The organism is Candidatus Hydrogenedentota bacterium, from assembly GCA_013359265.1.
In the GTDB taxonomy this organism is placed as follows: domain Bacteria; phylum Hydrogenedentota; class Hydrogenedentia; order Hydrogenedentales; family SLHB01; genus JABWCD01.
Genome location: JABWCD010000033.1, coordinates 79,550 through 103,058, shown reverse-complemented (window position 1 = coordinate 103,058; position 23,509 = coordinate 79,550). Strand labels below are relative to the sequence as shown.

The window sequence follows — 23,509 nt, the reverse complement described above, 5'->3', positions numbered from 1 at the left end:
TTAGTGGGTAAATAGACCATATCTTGGTTTGCGCCGCGATGGGCCTCGCCGATTCAAATCTCCATCACAAAACATAAAGTACTGCGCCATAATGTCTTAGATACGCTGGGTCCTTGTGGCACATCGGTTGCTATTTTGAGACTTGTACTTCGGGAATTGGAACGGAAGAGGACTCGGTAGATGGTGCAGGAACAGCGGAATGGATTCGACGAGGCGCGGCGGTTCGCGCGGGTCGCGTTCGACGGCCGCGTGGTGTACCGCTATGCGTCGGACGACGAGGGCATGGCCCGGGTGGCCGACGTGAGTCGCGGCGGGTTGCGGTTGTGCATGGGCCGTTATCTGCGCCCTGGGACGCGCGTGATGCTGGAGGCGGAGGGCGTCCGGGTGAACGGGCAGCCGATCGAGATGAAGGGCCAGATCGTATGGTGCGTGCCGGAACGCGGTCACCGGTTTGCCGCGGGAGTACGGGTCATTTACGACGAGCCGGACGCCGTGACCGCGGCGTCGGCGCTGGTGAACCACGCGCTGCACGCATCGGGAGTCGTACAAGAGTTGAAGGACAGACAGGTCGCGAACGCGGCATGGCGCGTGCGGCCTTTGGGCAGAGGAACCCGCGTCGCCGGCGCACGTTTTGCGGCGGGAAACGCGTAGAATGACAGGGCGAAGGAGTTTTTAGTCATGGGAATCTTCACACGCGTACGCGACATCATCAGTTCGAACATCAATGCGATGCTCGAAAAGGCGGAGGACCCGGAGAAGCTGATTAAGCTGATGATCCGCGAGATGGAGGACACGCTCGTCGAGGTGAAGGCTTCGTGCGCGGGCGCGATGGCGACGAAGAAGAAAATCCAGCGCGAGATCGACGAAGTGCGCAAACGCGAGAATGACTGGGGCGCGAAGGCGCAGCTCGCGGTAGACAAGGGCCGCGAAGACCTGGCGCGGGAGGCGCTGGTCGAGAAGCGCCGGTTCCGCGAACGCGCGGAATCGATCGACCGCGAGTTGGCGCATTGCGACAGCCTGGTCGAGCAGTATCAGAAGGACATCGTGCAACTCGAAGACAAGCTGGCGTCGGCGCGCGAGAAGCAGCGCGTGCTGGTGCAGCGGCACGTGGCCGCGCAGAAGCGGCGCCAGGCGCAGGAACAGGTGCGCGCGACGGACAACGCGGACGCGTTGGCGCGGTTCGAGAACTTCGAGCAGCGCATCGAGCGCATGGAAGCCGAAGCGGACCTGGTGAACTTCGGAAAGAAAGCGGCGTCGCTCGAGGAGGAATTCGCCAAGTTGGCGGGCGACGAGGAAATCGAGAAGCAGTTGGCGGAGTTGAAGGCGAAGAAGCAGGGTTAACTCGAGAACAATCGATTACGACTACGAGCACGGCAATACGTGGCCGGTAGGATGAGGCGCCGTCCGAGCCGATTCGAAGGATCGATTACGAGCACGAGCACGAGCACGAGCACGAGCACGAAAGACAAAGGGGCCGCGACGATGACATACGACTATCGCACGGAACGCGAGACAGAACGGGAGGAGATGTTCACCATCGCGGAGGTGGAGGCGATTCTTCGCCGCGGTCTCAACCGCAAGCGTGATTCGGGCGAGATTACGCGCGGCGAACTGATCGACACCGCGCGCGAACTTGGGCTCGAGCCGCGCGAGGTCGAGCGTGCGATTGTCGAGCAGCGCAAGCTGGGCGCGATCGAGGCGGCGCAGGAGGAGTACAAGGCGGCCAAGAAGCGGGGCTTTTACCGGCACCTTAGGGCATATTTGATCATTAATGCCGCGCTCCTGTTGATCAATCTCGTATCCGGCGGCGATCTGTGGTTTTTCTACCCGCTGATTGGTTGGGGCATTGGACTGGCGTTTCACGCCTCAAACGCGTTTAACCCGGGCCAGCGCGAAATCGAGTGCGGCGCGCGGCGGATTCTGCGCAAGCGGCAGCGGCGCGAAAGCTATTTCGGGTAGCGCGCGCAGGAGGGGTGTGGAAATGATATCGAGTTTGATATCGCTGGTCGTGGGCATCATCGGCGCCGTCATCGGCCTGATCGTCGGCGTCGTGGCGCTCATCGTCGGCATTGTCATTCCAGCGGTCCTGGCAATTGTGATACCGCTCATCGTTGTTGCGGTCCCGCTGTTGCTTATCATGGCGGCGGTGTGGCTGCTTGGGCTGCCGTCGGCGCGGCGCGCGCGGCGGCGCGAGCCGGAGGACGCGCGCATAATGCGGGACATCAACCGCGGGCTGGCGCGCATGGAGAACAGGCTGAACTCGCTCGAAACGATTATGATGGACGACGAGTCGCGGTCCTATTCGGCGCGCTGACGGGCGCAACAAATCGGGAGTACGGAAATGGACGTTTGGGTGAGAGGTTATCTTCTTCAACCAATATCGAGCCACGATGCATTCTTACTGTCGTTGATAGTAATCGCCGTCGGACTTGTCGTTATTGTCGTCCTTGTGCTAGTCGGCGCGGTGGCCCTGCGCATCGTCCGCGGCGGGACACGGCGCCATAGCGCGAACGCCGAAGAAGCGCGGCTCATGCAAGAAATCTATCTTGGACTCGAAAAGTTGAACGACCGCGTCGATTCGCTGGAAACATTAATGCTCGACGAACGCAAAGAAACGACATCGGTTTAGAAGGAGCAGCGTATGAACGTCGCGGAAATGGCCGTCATGATCCCGCTTGTCGCCGTAACGGGAGGAATTTTCCTTGCGGCACTGAAGATTTGGCGGGGGGACGGTGGCAGCGGCAAGCAGAGTTCGAACGCTGAGGAAGCGCGTTTGATTCAGGACATTTACCACGGACTGCTGAAGATGGAGGAGCGCGTTGAAGCGCTGGAGACACTCCTGCTCGAGCGGGAGAAGGAAGACAGCGCGCGCGAGCGCAAGGAAGTGTAGACGTGATGGGCTTGATCGAAGCGGGCGTCATTATCGGCATCGCGGTACCCGTGTTTGTGGCGGCGGTGGTGATGCTGGCGTCGCTGGGTCCGCCGCTCATCGTAAAGTTGAGGACCGAATTTGAAGGGAGTGAATGGCGTTCGCGAGACGCGGAACGCCCGGAACGAAGGAGGCCGGAAATGCACCATAGCCAACGCGACAGCGGTCACATCTATCGTTCGCGCCACGGACTGATCTTCGGCGTGTGCCGCGGCGTGGCGGAATATCTGGGATTCAGCGTGTTCTGGATGCGCGTGCTGACCATCGGCGGCGCAATCTTCACGGGCATTTGGCCGATGATCGCCGTGTACATCATTGCGGCGCTGGTGATGAAGCCGGAGCCGGTGGTGCCGTTTGAAGAGGATTCCGAACAGGAGTTCTACAACTCGTATGTTAGTTCGCGATCCATGGCGCTCGCGCGGCTCAAAAGGACCTTTGATAACCTCGAACGGCGAATTCGACGGATGGAGAATCTCGTGACTGCGCGGGAATACGACTGGGAACGGAGACTGAACGAGCGGGGATAGCTGAGCCGAAAGCGGGAAGGTTCACCATCCCCTCAAGGAGTTTGCTCGTTTTATATTGTCGATCCTTGGTCTGTCGCTATGTGTCGGAGGAACTGAGATTACCGGTCGCAGCGATGTACGAAATAGATGCTCGCCTCCAAGTAGGTTTTGCAGACGTAGTTCCGATATCTTATTCTCACTTACTAAGATGCGGTATCTCTCATCTAGCGTCACCAGACCAGCATCGAATGCCGAATGATGCAATGAACACAAAGCGATGCCGTTATTCGTAGCGTCAGTGGAGTTTTCGACACTGACAGGTACTATATGCGCCGCTTCGACAAGGCCCAACTGAATATCACAAAACGCACATTTGTATGTGTATGCGGTCAGTACACGCCACCGGAAGTTGAAATCGCGAATAGACGTGCGGACCATTCTGATCGCTTTACGACGAGCACGCGGCATAGAGTCTACAAGGCTGTCGTCATCTAATGATTCGGTTTGCTGAGAAAAGGTGTTCAGAAGTTGGAAATCTCTAGATGATCTTCCGAATTCGTGAAACGCTTGTCGGTTCTCCACGTAGTGGCAGAGGAAGTCCGGCCGCAAGGCAATTGCTATTTCCTGGTTCTCCTTTTGCGACGGTGAGAATCCGCTAATGGCGGCGTTCTCGAGCGCGTCTAACTTAATTTGGAACGATGCAGACCACGCCACTGCCCCCGAATGTTTCCGATAGTCAAAGGCCGCAAATACGCGGCCCTCTTCCCACCATCCGAGAATAAGCAAGTCGTAACCCAGTTCGGGTTGGAAATGCGAAACTTTGGACTGGATTCTATATTCGTCATCCGCGCGCTTCTTCCCGCCATGAGAAACGTTCCAGATGTAGACTTTTATTTTTCGAGATTCATTGGATCGGCCGTTTGGAAAAACCGTCAGCTTAAAAGGATGTTCGTTCGGCGCTTGTTCGTCCAGTACGAACCATCCGCTAGCCTTCACAGCCTCGATTACGCGTGAACGAAGTTGTGGTTTTGTAAGATTTGCCATTATTCAATGATCGCTCCACGACCAAAAAGATCGCTTTCGTCTTCGAAGCGAAATCGGCTACCTTCGAGGTATTCGCTATTCAACTCGAAAGACAACCAATGCCGTCCGAGCTGCTCGGCGACGCAACCAGTGGTGTTGGAGCCCGCGAACGGATCGAAAACCAAATCGTCCTCATCCGTAAGAAATCGGATAAAGAATTCGGCGAACTTCTTCGGAAAACGCGCCGGATGCGGTTTGACTCCACTTTCTCCGCATCGCCGCATATAATCGCTGTTAGAATCGTTATTCCCCAACTCTAGAAGGTTCGGCGGAATCGCGCCGCGGTTATCGCGCTGGAATTTATGCGTTATTACGTGTCCGCTAGGCCTGGTTTTGGCCCGATAGCCCTTTTGAAGCAGAGACTTCATGGCATCGGTATATGGGCGTAGAACGTTTCGGTTGTTCGCTTTTGGATGAGATATCTTACTGAGCCACCACACTACGTTCACAGAATCCTTGACTCGTTCGCGCCGAACGTTTACCCACTCCGCTGGTGCAGGTAATCGCGCGGGATTGTAGTGATAAAACTCCTGAGCCAGGTGGAACCCCTGTTCTTTGCAAAGTCGAATCAGAAGCTCGTATTGATAGAGGCTTCGTATTGGCTTCCCGGGTAAGTAGGCGCCGCCAAGATCGACAACGAAGGAACCGTTCCTTGCTAGTATTCTCTTGAATTCCTTGGAGAAGCCTAGGAACCAGTCAACATATTTGTTTTCTTCTTCATTTCCGTATTCTTTCTTGCTCGTCAGCGCAAATGGTGGAGAGGTAAGGACAAGATTAACGCACTCTGCCGGCAGTCTCGCCATTAGCTCCAGACTGTCGCCCAAGTGTGCCGAGCCCAAGCGCGTTTTGTAGAAAGGTTTATTCCGCTTCCGAAAAAGGGCTAAGTCACTCATGCATACCCCCTATGAGCCAACACCAAGCGCGGGGATTATAGCGATCCGCCTTGCCCGCCACAAACTCAGTGTGATTCAAGCGAATAGTGAATTGCAAACCCATATGAATGCAATTTTCACTTTACCCATGCCACAATATATTGTATACTCGCCGAGCATCAGTCTAAGATATTGGTGTTAGAAGGCTTGTCGACGCGGTTGGTTCGCGTCGATGGGCACTGGGTTGTACGGCCGGCAGGCGCCCTGTAGTGGGGTCGCATCCGGTGCTGTAACTGTTTTAACGAAAAGGGGTTATGGGTTCGGCGGAAGCGAGCGTTGCCCGATGAAGATTTCGTTCCTGGGTACACGCGGCATTCCGGCAAACTACGGCGGGTTCGAGACGTTTGTGGAAGAGGTTGCCGTGCGGCTCGCGGCCAAGGGCCACGACGTGACGGTGTATTGTCGCAGCACGCATTACAGTGAGCGGCTCGATACGTATAGAGGTGTGCGGCTGGTGTATCAGTCGACCATACATACGAAGCACTTGGACTCGATCACGCACTGCTTTGTGTCCACCGCGCACATGGTGCTTCACGGCGCCGACGTGGGGTGTTACTGCTCGTCGGGTAACAGCGCGTTTACGTGGCTTGCGCGGATGTTTGGCGTGAAGGTGGTGCTCAACACGGACGGGTTGGAGTGGGAGCGGGCGAAGTGGAACCGCGCGGCGAAGGCGTATTTCAAGTTCGCGGAGTGGCTGGCGGCGAAGTTTTCGAACGTGCTCATCGCGGATTCGCGCGTGATCAAGGAGTACTACAAAGAGAAGTTCAACCGCGACACGACGTTCGTGGCGTACGGCGCGGACGTTGTCGAGCGGGGATTCAAACGAGAGTTGTTGAAGGACTTCGGCGTCGAGCCGGAGAAGTATTTTTTGTTTGTCAGCCGCCTGGAGCCGGAGAACAACGCGCACCAGTTGGTGAAGGCGTTCGAGGGCGTGAAGACGGACATGACGCTGCTGATTGTCGGCAGCGCGCCGTTTGCGGACGATTACATCCGCGAACTGAAATCGACGAAGGACGTGCGCATCAAGTTCCCCGGCGGATTGTACGGCGACATCTACAAGGCGTTGCAGGCGAACGCCTACGTCTATGTCAACGCGATGGAAGTGGGAGGGACGCACCCTGCGATTCTCGAAGCGATGGGCGCGGGAAACTGCGTGCTGGTAAGCGATATCGCGTACAACGTCGAGGCGGTCGCGCATGCAGGCGTTTCGTTTCGCACGCGCGAAGTCGAGGACTTGCGCGAGAAACTGCAATGGCTCGTGGATAACCCGGAAGAAGTGGCGCGCTACCGGAAGATTGCCGTCGAGCGCGTGAAGGCGGAATACGATTGGGACCAGATCACGGACGATTATGAACGCATCTTCGCCGAAACCATCGCCGGATAAGCGCACGCTTGCGATACCGGACGACATCGCCGAACGCGTTGGCGCGCGGCGGTACCGTCTGTTGATGCAGTGGATTCGCGACGTGAATGGCGCGTACGACGCGGCGCTGTCCGCGGTAATCACGGACAAATCGATCGTGCTGGATGCCGGGTGTTCGCGCGGCGATCCCGATTTGCCGGCGATTGCGAATGCGAAGCACACGGTGGGATGCGACACGGACCTACCGGGGCTGCGCGCGAACACGATCGTGCGCGATCGCGTGGCGTCGCCGCTCGAGACATTGCCGTTCCGCAGCGAGGCATTCGACGTAATTGTGTGCAAGTTCGTGATCGAGCACGTACCGTCGCCCGCGCGGGTGTTCAAGGAGTTTTGGCGCGTGCTGCGTCCGGGGGGCGTACTTGCCGTGCTGACGCCGAACCGCTTGAGCCTATTTGCGTTTGTTTCCACCGCGATTCCGCACGGGACCAAACAGAGGCTGAAGGAATGGCTGTTTGGCGGGCATCCCGAGGATACGTTCCGTACGTACTACCGCGCGAATACGCCGTGGACGTTGGACCGTTTGATGCGCGAGGCGGGCTTTGCGCGCGAGCGCGTGGAGATGCTCGCGGGCATGTGGGCGTTCTTCATTTTCAATACGCCGCTGGCGTTATGCGTGCGCGCGATCGAACGCGCGCAGACGCATGTTCCGATTTTGCGCGCGTGCAGCACGCACATCATGGGCGTCTGGCGCAAACCGTTGGGCGCGGGGGCATGTTGACGCATGGACTGGAAGGGGCGCAAAGTATTGGTGACCGGGGCGGGTGGCTTTATCGGAAGCCACCTGTGCGAACGTTTGCTCTCGATGGGAGCCGAGGTACGTGGCATGGTCCACGGTAACATGCGCGGCAGCGTGGGATACCTCGCGGGTGTGCAGGGGCCGTTGAGCAAGAACCTCGAGATTTGCGGCGGCAACATTCGCGACGGCGCGTTCGTGCGCGAGGCGACTGGCGGGATCGACACGGTATTTCATCACGCGGCGATCACCAGCGTGGCGTATTCGTACGCGAACCCCGAAGAGACGATCATCACGAACGTAATGGGCACGTTGAACGTGTGCAATGCCGCCCGGCATGAACATGTACGGCGGGTGGTGCATACGTCGTCCGCCGGCGTATACGGCGCGGCGAAGGACGGCAGCCCCATCACGGAGACGCACCCGGTTGCCGCGCACAATCCGTACACGGCGTCGAAACTCGCGGCGGACCACACAGCGGAGAGTTTTTATCTCTCGTACGATTTGCCCGTCGCGACGTGCCGCATTTTCAACGCGTACGGCCCGCGTATCGGACAGTTTCTGGTAATACCCACCATTATTCTACAGCTTTCGCGCGGGAAGGAATTGCGGCTGGGCGACCTCACGCCGACACGCAATTTCACGTATGTGGACGACATTGTCACGGCATTTATCCGCATGGCAGAGGAAGACAGCGTCATAGGCGAAGTCGTAAACTTTGGGTCGACGCGCGCGGTGACCATCGGCGAACTTGCACAGATCATCGCGAAACTGATGAAAACGGACTTGGAGATCGAGCCCGATCCGGAGCGTATGCGACCGAAGCGCAGCGAAATCCAGCGCGTCGAGGCCGACAGCTCGAAGGCGAAAGAGCTCCTCGGCTGGGAGCCGACGGTGAGTTTGGAGGACGGTTTGCGCCGGACAATCGATTGGATTCTTTCCGGCGGTTACGAGGACGTGCCGGTACGGCACTGAAGGACGACGTGAGCGCAACGAAATACCAGGGCGTGATTCTCGCCGCGGGCCACGGTTCGCGGATGGGTCCCTTTGGCGAGGAGATGCCGAAACCGATCGTGCCGATCTGCAACAAGCCGCTGCTCGCGTACCAACTCGAGTCGATGAAGGCGGTGGGCATCGACGAGGTATTCATCGTGATTGGCCATCTTGGCCATCGCATTACCCAGACGCTCGGAGACGGCAGCCGTTTTGGCGTGCGCATTCGGTACGTCGAGCAGCAGCAGCGGCTGGGCATTGCGCACGCGGTGGGCCAGTTGGAACGCCACATTACGCGGCCGTTCCTGCTGATGTTGGGCGACATTTTCTTCGAGATACCGAACCTTGGGTCGATGATGGACGAAATGGAGCGCAACCGCGCCGCGGCGGTCATCGCCGTGAAGGAAGAGACCGATGCCGAAGCGGTGAAGCGGAACTTTGCCGTGTTGTTGCGCGACGATGGGACGGTGCGCCGCGTGATCGAGAAGCCGCGTCACGTGCCGAACATGCTGAAGGGATGCGGGCTGTACTTGTTCGATATGCCGGTCTTCGACGCGATACGCCGCACGCCGCGCACGGCGATGCGCGACGAATACGAGTTGACGGACTCGATTCAGATACTGATCGACTACGAATTCCCCGTGCGCATCGCGCCGGTGGTGGATTGGGACGTGAACATCACGTACACGCGCGACCTGATCGACTGCTGTATGCACCAGTTGCGCAAGCTGAACAAGATGTCGCTGACGGGCGAGGGGTGCGACCTCGCGCGCGGGACGGAATTGACGGACACGGTGCTCGGCGATCGCGTAATCGTCCGCAAGCCAGCGCGCCTTCAGCGGTGCGTGGTGCTGTCCGACGTTGTGCTCGACGACGGGCGCGCGCACACGGACACGGTCATTACGAAGCACTCGCAGTTGCGCGGATTGACAGGGTTGTTCGAGGAAAACGCGAATGCGACGACGTGAGGAGCGGATGAGTCTGCGAAACGACGCAAAGGACCCGAACCCCGTTTGGGCGGCCCGCGGCGGTACGCCACGGTTTGTGGTTGGGTTTTGGATTTTCGGCATGGTCATCGGCTTGGCGGCGACTTCGGCGTTCGCGCAGGAGAAGCGCTACCACGGCGAGGCGTTGGACGAAAACAACCGGCTCCTCATTGAAGAGGAGCTTGGCGTGTGCCGCGTCGGCGTGTTTGAGCGCAGCCGCTTTTCGGGCGATCGGTTGATCGATCAGGTTGAATCGGCGCCCGGTTCGTCGCCGCGCGCGAACCCGGCGCCGGAATACATGATCGAAGTCCGCGCGGAAGTGTTGAAGTCGTCCGCGCCGAACTATCTGCAGAACCCGGGGGAACGCTACCGCATAATTTTGCGCACGCTGAACATGAGCGTGGAATACGACAACATGGTCGAGGTTCCTGCGGAGTTTGCGCGCGACCAGTTGTTCTATGAATTCGAGCAAGTGCGCACGCAGGTGACCGGCATCGAGCGCGAGGCGGTGGAACACGCCGCGCCGCTGGTCGCGGAGATATTCAAGGAGGCGCAGCGCCTGCCCGCGGAGATTTATACCAGCGTGCTCAAGAGCCGCACGGGGCAGTTCCGCATTACTCCGGGAACGCGCCAGCGCCGGAAGATCGAGCCGGCGCAGACGTTCGCGCCGAGCATGAAAATCGATCGGCCGCAGCTCGGCGCGTCCAAACGCGAGCGCGAACGGCAGGCGTTGCCGCCGGGCGCGGCGAAGCCGGGCGAGATTGCGGCGCCGCAAGAGAAGGACCTCCGGCCGATTTGGCTTCAGCAGACTGGAGCGAGCGTGGCGGAGTAGTCGACATGATGGAATTGGGACGCGACGTAGTTAGGCGGTTAGGAAGTTAGGAAGTTAGGAAGGAAGAAGAGTGCGAGATAGGGGAGACGGAAGCAGGGCGCGGGCGAATTCACGCCCGTTTTCCTAAACCCGAACCCTGGTACTTTGTGGAAGTGAGGAACGGCCAACCGCCCGGCTGCACCCCGGGCGTGGCGATGAGGAGGCACATGGGTATGAACGCAGAAGGAACAGGCCGAGTGAATTGGGCCGCCTTCGCGCCGGCGCTGCTGGCAATGGTAATGCTGGCGGGCTGCGCGGCCACGCAACACACCGTTGTGTTGGATCCGAAAGGCGAACCCGAGGACATCACGCAGGCGGAAATCGACGAGATGAGCGGGCTCGACAACGCGTACCTGCTTCAGGTGGGCGACAAGGTGAGCCTGCAATTCCGCTTGCGCGAGTTCCGCGAGGGCGACGTGCCCTGGAACTACCGCATCGAGGTGGGCGACAACATGGAAGTGCGGCTCACCGCGCCGATGGGCGATACCGAGGGCTACAAGATCGACGTGGGCGATCTGATCGGTATCAGCTTCCTCAGCAATTGGCCGCTGAACTCGAACCGCACCGTGAGGCCTGACGGCTACATCACGATGCCGGAAGTTGGCGACGTGAAAGCGGCGGGGCTGACGCCGCTCCAGTTGCGCAAGAAGCTGACCGACCTGTACGCGAAGACGGGCATCATCGAGGGCGAACCGCGCATCACGGTGAACGTTGACTTCGCGAACCCCGACCGGCTCGAGAACATGAGCCGCGACATCGTGGTGCGGCCGGACGGCAAGATTCGTATTCCGTCGATTAATACGGACGTGACGATCGCGGGGCTGACCGTGCAGGAGGCGGGCGACGCGATCAAGGCGGAAGCGGAGAAGGTCCTCCAAAACAAGCCGGACGTGAACCTGATCGTGTTTCCAGCCATCAACAATTCGCTGCTGGCGATGAACGGCGTGGTGACGGTGCGGCCCGATGGGCGCGTATCGGTGCCGAAGATTGGCGAGATTCAGGCGGCGGGCTACAGCGCCGAGGAATTGCGCAAGACGATCAACGAGATGTGCGAATCGCTCACGTACAACCAGATGGACATTTCCGCTGACGTTGTCGCGGCGACAGGCGCGCGCATCTTCGTGGGCGGCGAAGTGGCGAACAACGGTGTGTACCCGCTCGAAGGCGCGCCGTCGGCGTTTCAGGCCATTCTCATGGCGGGCGGACCGACGAACGCTTCGCGCCTGAACAGCGTATTGATAATTCGCCGCAACCCGCAGGGCAAGCCGTACGTGTTCAAGACCAACATCGCGAACGTCCTGAAAGGCAGCACGGAGAATGACATCATGCTGCGCGGGTTCGACGTGGTGTACGTGCCGAAGAAGCTCATTTCGCGCGCGAATCTCTTTGTCGAGCAGTACATCGAAGAGATCGTGCCGTTCGAGAACACACTGGGCGTGACCGGCTCGTACTACATGAACACGCAAAAGATCGAATCGAAGAGCAAGAACAACAACTTCAGTTCGGGTGTCACGGTGATCCCCGGTTCGCGCGGGATCACGCTTCCCGGCACCGTGCTAAACCCATAACGGCGACAGCGGAAGAACGAGGTTAGCAACATGGACACTAGACAAATCTTCTTGCGAGACATCCTGACCGTCTTGTTCAAGCGCAAGGCGCTCATCCTGCTCTTCTTTGTGGTCGTCGTGGTGGGGGTATACCTGGTCAACATGATCTGGCCGCAGACCTATGAGTCCGTCGCGAAGGTGCAGCTTCTGCGCGGACGCGAAACGCTGCAACCCACAACGCCGCTGACGGACAGCGCGACGACGCCACTGATATCAATGACGGAGGAGGACCTCAACTCCGAAATCCAGATGATCTACAGCGACGACGTTTTGCGCGAGGTCGTGAAGGACGCCAAGCTGGTCGAGGAAGGGTTTGGCGGTGGTGGCGGCGCGGGGCGCGCGGTAGCCAGCGGCGCGCGCGATGCGGCCGGCGGCTTGCAGGTGGTGCTTGGACTGCGCAAGCGGGCCGAGCCCGAGGAGGCCGCGATCGAAAGCCTGCGCAGCGCGATCGCGGTATCGGCGATTAAGGACTCGTACACGATGGAAATCCGTTGTCGAATGGGGTCGGCGGCGCGGGCGCAGGACGTGTTGAAGATTCTGCTCGACAAGTACAAGGCCAAACACAACGAGGTGTTCAGCACGTCAGCAGCGGCCACCGACGCGCTCGAGTTGAAATTGTCCGAATTTCGAGAAGAATGGTCCCAGTCGCAGGCGGCGCTCAAGGCGTTCCGCGAAACGCAAAATGTGTACGGATTGGAGGACGAACGCAAGATACTCATCGAACAATACTCGAAGGCGAAGAACCTTGCGACCCAACTCTCGGAGATTGGGACAGTGACGCCGGATGCCGTCGCGACGCCGAACGATTCCACAATCATGGCGCAGCTTGGCCGCGAGACGGAAAGCTCCGTCATCACGGAACTGCGGCTGCGGTTGCTGGAACTGTTGCTGCGCCGCAACGAACAGGTGACGTCGAAAGGCCCGAACCATCCCGATGTGATCGGCATTAATGCGCAGATTGACGAGGCCGTCAACCGCCTGAATGACGCGATCGCCAACGCCGTGTCTTCCTCGCAAAAGCAGATCGCCGAGTTGGAAGCGCGGCTGAAGCTGCTCAACGGCGTTATCGACGAACACGACGCGCTGCAGGAAGAGGCGACGATTAAGCAAGACGCGTACACGTTCTTCGCGCAGCGCGTGCAAGAAGCCAAGGTCAATACGCAACTTTCGGACGTGGGCGTAAACAATATCGTCGTGGTGTCGTCGCCCAACATGTCGTCCAACCCGATTCGCCCGCGCAAGATGTTCAACATGCTGTTGGGGATCATCGCGGCGTTAGTCGGCGCGGTCGGCCTGGCGTTTTTCCTGGATTATCTCGACCACGGCCTGAAGACGCCGGAGGATTTGGAGCACTATCTCGGCGTGCCGCCGGTGGGGTCGTTCTTTGCGGCATCCGGGGGTAAAGTCGATGCTGGTGAGGCACAACGTGTCGGGGCGATCATCGACGCGCTGTCCGCGGACCAGCCGCTGCAACTGATTGAAGTGGCCAGCTCCGTGCCCGGCGAATCCGCGGGTGAGGTGGCACGCGCGCTCGCGGAGGTGTTCGCGGACGATCCGGCGGGCCCGACGCTGTTCGTCGATCTCGTCGGGGATAGCAGCAAGGATGCCGCGAGCGGCCGAGGGCTGTTCGACCTCGTGCTGAACGGTGGCGGCAATCTCGAAGAGTACGTGACGAAATCCAACGCGCTGTACATCATGGGCAAGGGCGCGAAGAAGGATTGCCCGACTTATATGTGGAAATCGGAGCGCATGAAGAACCTGTTGAACGAACTGCGCGCGCGGTTTACGCGCGTCGTGTTCCACGTGTCGCCCGTTCTGTCGTCCGGCGACGCGGTGAACCTTGCGCGGCTCGCAGATGGAATTGTCGTCGCGGTCCGCGCGGACAGCACGCGCCGAGAGGTCGTCATGCGTGCAATTGAGTTACTGGCTGAATCCAAGGGCCGCGTATTGGGTGCTGTGCTCACGGAACGCAAGCACATTATCCCCAGCGCGATCTACAAGCGCATATAGGGCGCGCAACGAATCGAGATGCAGGGTGGCCACGACGTGGCCACCTTTTTTTTGCGTTGCTGCGGCAATTTGGATTTCGGAAGATTTTGCGGCCGGTGCCACGCATGTATTCTTGATTTCTTAGAACAACGTTCGATTACGATTACGAGTCGTCATGAACAGAGTTCTCCCCGGGATAATGAAAACTTGAGCGGTGCGCTTTCAGCGCGTGGTGATAGGGGCGTGGACATTTTCCAGGGGCGATGCCCCTGGCTAGGGTTGCGTTGCGCCTTCGGCGCGCGGGATGAATTGTGCATTTTCGGAGTAGTTGTCATACCCCTATCGGGGCACCCAGAAACCGTGAAAATGCAATTTCAGATTTGAAATCTCTTATTTCAAACCAACACGAGCGGGATGTCTAAAAGGTCCAGTTTCGGAACAGCACGCGCACGAGCACGGCAGCGTGATTCGACCGTCTATGGGGCACCGGAACCATGAGATTCCGGATACGCAATGGCGCAATTGCTTCTGCAATTATTCTGTAAGTCTTCGAGATGAATTGAAGAACCCTGCGTTGGCCGCATACACTCGCTGCAGAGGAGCCGTTCATGAAATACGCGCTTGTCATGCTGACCTGCGCAATGTTCTTCGCGATGATTGCGCCTGTTTCTGCCGCTGAGGAGGCGTTTCCGGGCGCGCCGGGGTTTGCCGGAGTGCTTTCCCAATATGCGGCGTATGTGCTTCCGGAATCGGACCGCGCCACGGCGGACAAATTGAACCGTGCATTGCGCGAAGCGCAGGACGCTTCGAGACGGGCCACCAACGACGACGAAAGGCGCGCGGCGGACTCCAAGCGCGCGGACGCGGCGGGACAGCTTTTACGTCTGCTCGATGCGTGCCCGCGTACGATTCCTGTCGAAATGACGGGAGAACAGAAGACGTTAGCGGCGCCGTCGCCGGTTGAGATGGCCGCGGAAACGGGAGCGCTGCTCTTCCGCGTTGTGGCGGGAAAGGGCGCCCCGCGCGCGGTTACGGTCGACTACAACATGGCCACCCAGGCGACGTCTCGCGTGCGCGTGCAGGTCGCGCCGGATTGCACGACGTGGGTGCTGCTTACGTTGAATAACGTCCCGAGTTTCACTTCGTATATCGATGTGGAGTTTTCGGCGGGCGGCGGCAACACAGCGATTCTTCCACTGCCACTTGTCGCCCCGGAGTGCGGCACCTTCGCAGCAACGATACTCTCGGACGATACCGGCAAGCCGACGCCGGCGATGGTGCGGATCGAGCGCAGGTTGGACGGGCGGCAGTTCGGCCCGTCGAATGCGATCGACTTCGCGGCGCAGTTCGAGAACCAGGGCAATCCCGGGCCGGAGCGCCGCACGAACCATACCGGCAGCGCGGCGGGGAGTTTCTGGGTGTGCCCGGGGCCGTTCAGCATGCAATTGGGGCCGGGCGACTACCGTATCGTGATTGCGCGCGGCGCGGAGCACGAGGTCATTCTCGACGACTTCTCAGTTTCGCCGCGCGATGTCACTTCCAGATCGTACCGGCTGAGGCGCTGGATCGACATGCGCAATCGGGGCTGGTGGTCGGGCGATGGGCACGTGCATAGTCAGATCGTGAGCGATGCGGACGCCGACCGGCTCATGGCGTGGGCGAAGGCGGAGGACGTTCACCTCAACAATATTCCCAAAGTGGGTGACATCAGCCGTACGTATTTCGAGCAGCGCGGGTTTGGTCCAAAGTACTACGTTGTTGAGGACGATTACATTCTGACTCCGGGACAGGAATGTCCGCGCACGCACGCCGAACTTGGCCACACGATTCACATGAACATCCGGAACATGATCCGCGATACGGGGCAGTACTATCTTTATGACGTGATTTTCGACGCCGTGCATGCGCAGGGCGGACTCTCGGGGTACTGCCACGTCGCGTGGGAAGGCTTTCACGTTCATCGCGACATGAGCATGAACGTGGCAAATGGCAAGACGGACTTCGTGGAAGTGATGCAGTTCGGCAAACTCGGAACGGCGCTGTACCACGACTTCTTGAACATGGGCTTTCCGATTACGGCCTTCGCCGGGTCCGACGTGCCGTGGGGCGGCAGCATTGGCGAAGTGCGTATGTACGCGTATCTCGGAAAGAAGAAGTTCACGGCCGAGAACTGGTTTGACGCGGTGGAAAAGGGACACACCTTCGTAACGAACGGCGTCATGCTCGATTTTCGGGTGGACGAAGCGGTACCGGGTGACTCCATCTCGGTGACGGACGAACGACCGTTGCGCGTGCGCGCTCGGGCTTTTGGCGACTCCAAGCGAGCGGTACCGACGAAGCTGGAAGTAATGGTACACGGCGATGCGTACAAGAGTGTGGAATCTTCCGATGGAGATAAGACGGAACTATATCTGGATTTCGATATTGCATCCGGGCATGGGTCCTGGATTGCGGCCGCGGCGGAGGGCAGCGACGGATCGCGTGCGCAGACGACGCCCATTTACGTCATTCGAGATGGGTTCCGCTTTTGGAAACACGAGGACGTTCCCGAACTGGTTCAAAAGCGCCTAACCAGTCTGGGCGAAATTGAGCAGTTCGTCGCGGACGCGCAGCGGCAAAACGCGGCGGGCGAAGTCGAAGACAACCGGCCGATCAAACAACTGGCGATTCAAGGGCCTGCGCTATTGGAGCGCGTGCAGGCGGCGAGGAGTTTATATGCGGAACTGTTACGCATTGCGGATGCGGAAGGGCCGGCGCGTGCGGCCCGTTAAGGCTGCAGCTGTCCTGCTTCTCTTTTGTTGCGCGGCGTCCGGGCATCCCGAACACGGCGATTGCCTCCAGCATCGCATCACACTCGAGGCGGGACCCGAGCACACTGACCTCATTATCGAGATTTCGTTCGACGCCGCGCGGTCGTTGGTCGAGCGGAAACGGATCGATTCGGACGGTGACGGCACGCTCTCGGGTTCTGAACGGAGCGCCTACCTGGAGGGCATACAGCGCGACGCAAATGCGCGTGTATCGCTGCTGATCAATGAGAAACCGGCACGGCTTGTCGCATTGTACGATCCGGAACTCGATCTACTTGATTCAGGCGATCTGGAACGGCATCCGCATGTGCTGCGCTTGTCGTTCTTCGCATCGGCGTTGGTCACGCCGGGCGACGTTGTTGTCGTGCGCGACACTCTGTGGCCGAATAACCCCGCGGTCATGCTTGCGGAGGCGAACGAGGGTGGGACGCTGGGGCTGGTCCCGCGGCAAGCGGTGTCGGGCAGTGTATTGACTGCGCCTTCGGAACGTGAGGTGACGTTCGAGGTTGTACACGGGGCGGTGGAGCAGAAAAAATCGGCCGGGCATGTCTGCACGGCGGCGTGCCGCCATGCACCGCGGAGCAAGGGACGTCCGGGCGGACACCGGACCGACTGACCAGAACGCCTCACATCTCGATCTGGACGCCCAGTTCGACAACCTGATTTGGCGGGATACCGAAGTAGCTCGTGGCCCCGGCGGCCAGACGCGACATAGTCGCGAACAGGTGCGTGCGCCACTTTGCCATGCCCTTGCTCTTGCCGACGACGATGCTTTCGCGGCCGAGGTAGAACCCGGTTGTGCGCCGCTCGAACTGCAAGCCTTTTTCGGAGGCCAATTCGATGATTTCGGCGATGTGCGGCGATTCCATGAAACCGTAGTGCGCGACGACGTTGAAGAAGCCGTGGCCGAGATCGGTGACCTGGACTCGTTCGTCTTCGGGCACGTGCGACGATTCCGTGAATACGAACGAGAGCACAATGGTCCTCTCGTGTACCACCTTGTTGTACTTCAGGTTGTGCAGCAGTACCACCGGCACGACGTTTGGGGTGCCGGAAAGAAAGACCGCCGCGCCGGGTACGCGTTTCGGTTTGCTGCCGTGCTCGAATACGCTCTCGACGAAATTGTCCAGCGACAGCGTGCGCTTGCGCAATCGCTCGTAGAGCAGGCTGCGGCCCTTCTTCCATGTAGTCATGACGGCGAAGAGCACGATGCCGGCCATGAGTGGGAACCAGCCGCCGTGCGGCACCTTGAGCATTGTCGACGACCAAAACGTGATGTCGATCAATAGGAAGACACCGGCGGTCATTGCAATCCGATAGAGGGGCCACTTCCACGCCTCTTTCATGTAGATCGCAAGCAGGGTGCTTGTCGTCAACATGGTCGTGCTTACAGCTACGCCATATGCCGCGCTGAGGTTGCTGGAGGAGCGGAAGCCTAGAACCAGACCCAGCGTGGCGAGCAACAGCAGGGCGTTCACCACGGGAACATAGATTTGGCCGATTGTGTGACTAGAAGTATGCAGGATGCGCAGCCGTGGTAACAACCCCAGCTGAACGGCCTGGCGCGTTATGGAAAACGCGCCGGTTATCACCGCTTGTGACGCAATACAGGCGGCCATCGTCGCGAGGACGACCATTGGGTAAAGGAGGAACTTTGGCGTTAGCGCGTAGAAGGGGTTTGCGATGCTTGCCGGATCGATAAGAAGAATCGCGCCTTGGCCGAAGTAGTTGAGCAAAAGACAAGGCAGCGCGACCATAAACCAGCCGTTTCGAATCGGGATTCGGCCGAAATGGCCGATATCGGCGTAGAGAGACTCGCCGCCCGTGACCGCCAGGAATACGGAACCCAGAAGAGCGAATCCCAGTACACCGTGGTGCAGGAGGAACGAAAGGCCGTAGCTCGGATTCACGGCCAGCAGTACGTGGGGATGGGCGATGATGGATCGCACACCCAAGACGCCTATTGCAAAAAACCAGACGAGGATGATCGGGCCGAAGTATGCACCGATGCGGGCGGTTCCCCACTTTTGGATTACGAATATTCCCACGAGGATGACAAGGCAAATTGGCAGGATGTAGGGGTTGAAAAACTCCGTCGCTACGCTCAAGCCTTCAATTGCGCCGAGGACGGTAATAGCAGGGGTAATCATGCCGTCGCCGTAGAGCAACGCCGCGCCGAAGATGCCCAATGCAATGAGGATTCTGGAGAGGGCATCTTGCTTGTTTCGGTGTGTCGACGTGACGAGGGACATGAGTGCCAGGATTCCGCCTTCGCCCCGGTTATCTGCTCGTAACACGAACGGAACATACTTTACCGATATGATCACAATCAGTGCCCAGAGAATGAGGGAGAGAATACCCAGGACATTGTCGTGGCTTACGCCGACGCCGTGTGAGCCGCCCAGGCATTCGCGTATGGTGTAGAGGGGACTTGTACCTATGTCGCCATACACGACCCCGAGCGCACCAAGGGTGAGCGCTGCGACAGACTGTTTCTTGTGGCTTGACTCGCGCGTCATGAGGTATTGCACATTCCGTGACGGCCAGGCAGAGCACCAATCAGAGCAGAGCGGCGCGCAGAATTGCGTATACCATTATTAATCATTGCTTTATGTGGAATGGGCTGCAACGGGTTCTGAATCGAGAGAGGTCCCGAAAACGTTGCCCACAGAATCGCGCTCATTGACCCCGCCGCCAGAACAATCATCGGTACTCTCTTGGAGTTGACGGGCAGCCCATAGTGGCCACTATTCCCGCCGAAACCCCGATCCGACCAAACATCGAAGTGTACTCATCTCGACCGCAATATTCCAATTGTCCCGTTGACGGTCACGAGGCTGGCCGATACACTGAGTCCGTTGGGGGGTAACTGCCATGCGCATCAATCTTTGTCGCTCCGCTCTGTTTTCCGTGCTGGTCTTTACGCTGTTGGCGCATGCCGACGACGAGGCGTTGCCTGGCGCGCCGGAGTTTGCCGGGGCGCTTGCGCAATATTCGGCGTATGTGCTGCCGGAGGCGGGGCGCGCACAGGCCGACGGGATCAACCGTGCGCTGCGCGAGGCGCAGGACCTGGCGAAGCGGGCGACGACTGACGTAGAGAAGCAGACCGCCGCCGAGAAACGTTTGGCGGCAGTCGGTCAGCTTCAGCAACTCCTGGCCAGCGGTCCAAAGGTCATCGAAGTCCAGGTCGAGGACAAGCAGGCCACCCTGGCCCCGGCGCCACCCATGAACATGGCTGCCGAGACAGGTGCATTATTGTTCCGCGTGACGACGGGCGCCGGCCCGGAACGGGCAATTACCGCGGACTTCGACCTGTCAGACCACTCGTCGCCACGACTTCGGGTGCAAGTCGCACCGGGATGCGTGACGTGGGTGCTGGTGACGCTGAACCGGGTGCCGACGCTCACGACGCACGTCGAGATCGAGTTCTCGGCAGGCGGCGGGCCAACCACAATCCTTCCCATGACACTTACCACGCCCGATCGCGGTACTCTGGAAGTGACGATTCTCTCGGACGATAGCGGCAAGCCAACCCCCGCAATGGTGCGGCTCGAGCGCAAATTGGATGGGCGGCACTTCGGCCCGTCGAACGCGCTGGATTTCGGTCCGCAGTTTGACCATCAGGGAAATTTCGCGCCACAGCGGCGCACGAACAATGTGGGTAGTGCGGGGGGCAGCTTCTGGGTGTGCCCCGGTCCGTTCACGATGCAACTCGCGCCGGGTGCGTACACGATTGTCGTTGCGCGCGGGACGGAACACGAGGCCGTTTCGGAGGAGGTTACGGTCGCGTCGAACAAGACTACCGCGCGTACGGTTCGTCCGCGGCGCTGGATCGATATGCGGAAAAGGGGGTGGTGGTCGGGCGACGACCACTTCCATTGTCAGATTCTGAGCGACGCAGACGCGGAGCGCGCGATGCGGTGGGCACAGGCTGAAGACGTGCACCTGTGCAATGTCGTAAAGATGGGGGACATCAGCAGGACGTGGTTCGATCAGCGCGGGTTCGGCGCGGCGTATCGCGTCATGGACGCGGACTACATCCTGTCGCCGGGCCAGGAGTGTCCGCGCACGCACAACGAACTTGGCCATACGATTCACATGAACATCCGCAACATGATCCGCGATACGAGCCGGTATTACCTCTACGATACGGTTTTTGACGAAGTCCAGGACCAGGGTGGTTTGTCCGGGTATTGCCACGTCAATTCCGGGATATTTCACGTCCATCGTGATATGACGATGAATGTTCCGAAGGGGAAGGTGGACTTTGTGGAGTTGCTGCAGTTCGCCAACCTCGGAACGGATATCTATTACGATTTTCTGAATACAGGGTTTAAGGTCACGGCGTCGGCGGGATCGGACGTGCCGTGGGGCGGGAGCGTGGGGGAAGTGCGGTTGTATGCGTATCTTGGGAGGAAAAGGTTTACGGCTGACAACTGGTTCGCGGCGGTGGGGGAGGGGCATACGTTCGTCACGAACGGGATCATGCTTGATTTGCGCGTTGAAAAGGCGATTCCCGGCGATACGATTACGGTTACGGACGACAAGCCGTTGCGCGTGCGCGCAACGGCCATCGGCGATCCGCGCCGCGGCGTGCCGGCGAAGCTCGACGTGATCGTTCACGGCGATTCGTACAAACACGCCGAATCAACCGACCCCGAGCAGAAGGAGTTGTCGCTGTCGTTTACGATTCCCGCCGGCAACGGCTTTTGGATCGCCGCGCGCGCGGAGGGCAGCGACGGATCGCGCGCGCATACGACACCCATCTACGTCGTGCGCGAAGGGCTCCGTTTCTGGAAGTACGACGCCGTGCCGGCGTTGATCGAGAAACGTCTTGCCAGCCTCGCGGAGATCGAGCAGATTGTCACGGACGCACAAACCCGCGATGCCGCCGGTCAAGTCGACGACAACCGCGCCATCAAACAGCTCGCCATTCAGGGCCCAGCGTTGTTGGAGCGCGTGAAGGCGGCAAACGAACTGTATGACGAGTTGACGCGGGTGGCAGAGGCGGAAAGAGAGGCTCGGACGAGACAATGAGAGGGGCAACTGCGGTAAGACGCCTCTGCAGTCTTGCGGGTTTCGCAGTGACGTTTCTTGCAACTGCAAGTCCGAACACCAATCTTGCAACTTCCCCCGGTCCGGAGACCGCCCCACCTGTTATGCGCGTCGTTGCTTCTATTCCGCAATCTACCAATGGTGGCGAGTACCTTTTTGTTGAGCCGCCGTTGGTGTTTGTCGGCAGGTGGGGAAGTGGGATCAGAGTTTTCGATTTCTCGATTCCTGCAGTACCGAGATTTATCTGTGAAATGCAGGAAGAATATGCGGCTGCGGCGGCCTCTGCGCATGGCTCGGTTATATGTTCGGTCGGTCGCATGTACGGAGAAGTCCACGCTGATACGGGTCTCAATGTTATCGATATTTCCGAGGCCGCCGCTCCGAAGATAATCGGGATCGCGTCACTTGACGGTCTCACTCCACGCACCGTATGTCTGACACGCGACTTCGCGTATGCAGTCGTCCTGGCCGGCGAAAGCACGCAGAATGACGGCATGCGCTTCACGGCGCGGCTCTACGTTTTCGACATCTGCGATAAACGCCACCCCAGGAGGCGTTCCACGCTCGATATAGACGGCGACCCGTTCTCGGTGAGTTCCGACGGGAACTACGTCTATCTCGTCGCGCGTCTTACCACGATGCACCTTGACGCAATAGCCACAAGCCGAGAATTGCTTCGAATAATCGATGTTCGCAATCCAGACGCCGTAAAAGAGGTGAGCAGTATTGAAATGGACGCGTGGAACTCTGATGTGACTATTGACGGCCGAAGTATCTACACGACGTCGCGAGATCGGCTGCGCGTGTTTGACGTCAGTCGTGGGGCAAAGCCCAGGCTATCTGCCGAAGTTCGACTGGGGCTGCAATGTGGCTCTTTAGTCGCACTGCGAAACCGGGTCTATGTTGACCGGGCGACAAAATCGGATGGCAGTCGGATTTGTGTCGTTGACACGTCGCGGCCACAGCATCCGAGACTACTCGGAGAAGGCGTAATTCAGCCCGGCAAGTGCCCGCTTGGGCCGGAATCAGCCGCGATTTCGGACGAGTTTCTGGTGCATTTGGGTGAAAACGAACTTAGATGCGTGCAGGTCTTATCCCAATCGGGCGAACGTTAGTAATAGTCCCACAAACACCGATTGTTCACACGCGGGACTTCAAGCGCTCGAAACAGCGTCCTGTCGGAATGGGTCAATGCTTGGCTTTTGAAATACGCCGGCGATGGCTTGAGCCGGCGGCTTCAGGACGCACAACGCGATCCGCATACTTAGACTCGATCGTGCGTAGGTGCGCGCATAGCTTTTCGACGTCGTTTCCATGGCGAGCTGCCAGGTCGGCGCGAATTGCCCGAACCTCGTCCACGATTGCGTCCGATGATGGTGTCACAGCCTTCGAACGTTTCATATTTACTCCTCCTCTTCCCATAGTAATTCGGGCGTGACGATTTTAGGCGGCAGTAGTCCTGAACGAACGCACATGGTACTCAGGTGGGCCACTATGCTCGGATTTGCTAGACGTATCACATTCCAGGTGAGGACGTAGTCCATCCGGTGTATCGTGGCCACCGTGACGTGTACGGCGTCGCCCGCAACCGG

22 protein-coding genes are annotated in these 23,509 nt (G+C 59.1%); 18 read left to right on the top strand and 4 right to left on the bottom strand.

From position 1 onward, the window contains the following. Positions 1-180 precede the first annotated feature (180 nt). The 7 genes from HUU46_22910 (at position 181) to pspC (ending at position 3,456) form a co-directional block, all read left to right on the top strand. A complete protein-coding gene (locus tag HUU46_22910) occupies positions 181-651 on the top strand; it encodes a PilZ domain-containing protein (GenBank protein NUM56493.1) in 471 nt (156 codons plus the stop codon). A gap of 27 nt (positions 652-678) precedes the next feature. Then, complete coding sequence (pspA, locus tag HUU46_22905; GenBank protein ID NUM56492.1) at positions 679-1,341, top strand: phage shock protein PspA; 663 nt, start codon at positions 679-681, stop codon at positions 1,339-1,341. 51 nt (positions 1,342-1,392) lie between these two features. Continuing rightward, positions 1,393-1,959 (top strand): 2TM domain-containing protein, encoded by a 567-nt coding sequence (locus HUU46_22900; GenBank protein ID NUM56491.1) that lies wholly within the window; start codon positions 1,393-1,395, stop codon positions 1,957-1,959. A 22-nt stretch (positions 1,960-1,981) separates the two neighbouring features. Further along, a complete protein-coding gene (locus tag HUU46_22895) occupies positions 1,982-2,314 on the top strand; it encodes a hypothetical protein (protein ID NUM56490.1) in 333 nt (110 codons plus the stop codon). A 27-nt stretch (positions 2,315-2,341) separates the two neighbouring features. Next, a complete protein-coding gene (locus HUU46_22890; GenBank protein ID NUM56489.1) occupies positions 2,342-2,629 on the top strand; it encodes a hypothetical protein in 288 nt (95 codons plus the stop codon). Between the two features lie 12 nt (positions 2,630-2,641). Continuing rightward, positions 2,642-2,890: a phage-shock protein gene (locus HUU46_22885; protein NUM56488.1), complete on the top strand. Its 249-nt coding sequence runs from the start codon at positions 2,642-2,644 to the stop codon at positions 2,888-2,890. A 179-nt stretch (positions 2,891-3,069) separates the two neighbouring features. Continuing rightward, positions 3,070-3,456: an envelope stress response membrane protein PspC gene (gene pspC, locus HUU46_22880; GenBank protein ID NUM56487.1), complete on the top strand. Its 387-nt coding sequence runs from the start codon at positions 3,070-3,072 to the stop codon at positions 3,454-3,456. Between the two features lie 21 nt (positions 3,457-3,477). Here pspC and HUU46_22875 read toward each other — a convergent pair whose 3' ends face one another. Then, positions 3,478-4,479 (bottom strand): HNH endonuclease, encoded by a 1,002-nt coding sequence (locus HUU46_22875; protein ID NUM56486.1) that lies wholly within the window; start codon positions 4,477-4,479, stop codon positions 3,478-3,480. Beyond that, positions 4,479-5,411, bottom strand: a complete 933-nt coding sequence (locus tag HUU46_22870; GenBank protein ID NUM56485.1) for a site-specific DNA-methyltransferase — start codon at positions 5,409-5,411, stop codon at positions 4,479-4,481. Before HUU46_22870 ends, HUU46_22875 begins: the two co-directional genes overlap by 1 nt. 322 nt (positions 5,412-5,733) lie before the next feature. On the opposite strand from HUU46_22870, the gene HUU46_22865 reads away from it, so the two are divergent. From HUU46_22865 to HUU46_22825, 9 genes are all read left to right on the top strand, one after another. Next, positions 5,734-6,834 (top strand): DUF1972 domain-containing protein, encoded by a 1,101-nt coding sequence (locus HUU46_22865; GenBank protein NUM56484.1) that lies wholly within the window; start codon positions 5,734-5,736, stop codon positions 6,832-6,834. After that, a complete protein-coding gene (locus tag HUU46_22860) occupies positions 6,800-7,591 on the top strand; it encodes a methyltransferase domain-containing protein (protein ID NUM56483.1) in 792 nt (263 codons plus the stop codon). Before HUU46_22865 ends, HUU46_22860 begins: the two co-directional genes overlap by 35 nt. 3 nt (positions 7,592-7,594) lie before the next feature. Then, positions 7,595-8,581, top strand: a complete 987-nt coding sequence (locus HUU46_22855; protein NUM56482.1) for a GDP-mannose 4,6-dehydratase — start codon at positions 7,595-7,597, stop codon at positions 8,579-8,581. Positions 8,582-8,589: 8 nt separating this feature from the next. Further along, positions 8,590-9,567, top strand: a complete 978-nt coding sequence (locus HUU46_22850; GenBank protein ID NUM56481.1) for an NTP transferase domain-containing protein — start codon at positions 8,590-8,592, stop codon at positions 9,565-9,567. After that, positions 9,554-10,417 (top strand): hypothetical protein, encoded by an 864-nt coding sequence (locus tag HUU46_22845; GenBank protein ID NUM56480.1) that lies wholly within the window; start codon positions 9,554-9,556, stop codon positions 10,415-10,417. Before HUU46_22850 ends, HUU46_22845 begins: the two co-directional genes overlap by 14 nt. Before the next feature lie 212 nt (positions 10,418-10,629). After that, positions 10,630-12,024, top strand: coding sequence for a polysaccharide biosynthesis/export family protein (locus HUU46_22840; protein NUM56479.1), 1,395 nt, complete (start codon positions 10,630-10,632; stop codon positions 12,022-12,024). Positions 12,025-12,054: 30 nt separating this feature from the next. After that, complete coding sequence (locus HUU46_22835; protein ID NUM56478.1) at positions 12,055-14,073, top strand: hypothetical protein; 2,019 nt, start codon at positions 12,055-12,057, stop codon at positions 14,071-14,073. Positions 14,074-14,660: 587 nt separating this feature from the next. Next, on the top strand, positions 14,661-16,823 hold the full coding sequence (locus HUU46_22830; GenBank protein ID NUM56477.1) for a CehA/McbA family metallohydrolase: 2,163 nt from the start codon (positions 14,661-14,663) through the stop codon (positions 16,821-16,823). After that, positions 16,810-17,478, top strand: coding sequence for a hypothetical protein (locus HUU46_22825; protein NUM56476.1), 669 nt, complete (start codon positions 16,810-16,812; stop codon positions 17,476-17,478). The genes HUU46_22830 and HUU46_22825 overlap by 14 nt, the downstream gene beginning before the upstream one ends. Before the next feature lie 10 nt (positions 17,479-17,488). On the opposite strand, the gene HUU46_22820 is transcribed toward HUU46_22825, so the two are convergent. Next, positions 17,489-19,381, bottom strand: coding sequence for a potassium transporter Kup (locus HUU46_22820; protein NUM56475.1), 1,893 nt, complete (start codon positions 19,379-19,381; stop codon positions 17,489-17,491). A gap of 355 nt (positions 19,382-19,736) precedes the next feature. Here HUU46_22820 and HUU46_22815 point away from each other — a divergent pair, with 355 nt between their 5' ends. Next, the gene (locus tag HUU46_22815; GenBank protein NUM56474.1) at positions 19,737-21,899 is read left to right on the top strand and encodes a CehA/McbA family metallohydrolase; all 2,163 of its coding nucleotides are present in this window, start codon (positions 19,737-19,739) and stop codon (positions 21,897-21,899) included. Positions 21,900-22,021: 122 nt separating this feature from the next. Then, the gene (locus tag HUU46_22810; GenBank protein NUM56473.1) at positions 22,022-23,032 is read left to right on the top strand and encodes a hypothetical protein; all 1,011 of its coding nucleotides are present in this window, start codon (positions 22,022-22,024) and stop codon (positions 23,030-23,032) included. A gap of 73 nt (positions 23,033-23,105) precedes the next feature. Here HUU46_22810 and HUU46_22805 read toward each other — a convergent pair whose 3' ends face one another. Next, positions 23,106-23,318, bottom strand: a complete 213-nt coding sequence (locus tag HUU46_22805) for a hypothetical protein (GenBank protein NUM56472.1) — start codon at positions 23,316-23,318, stop codon at positions 23,106-23,108. Between the last annotated feature and the right edge of the window lie 191 nt (positions 23,319-23,509).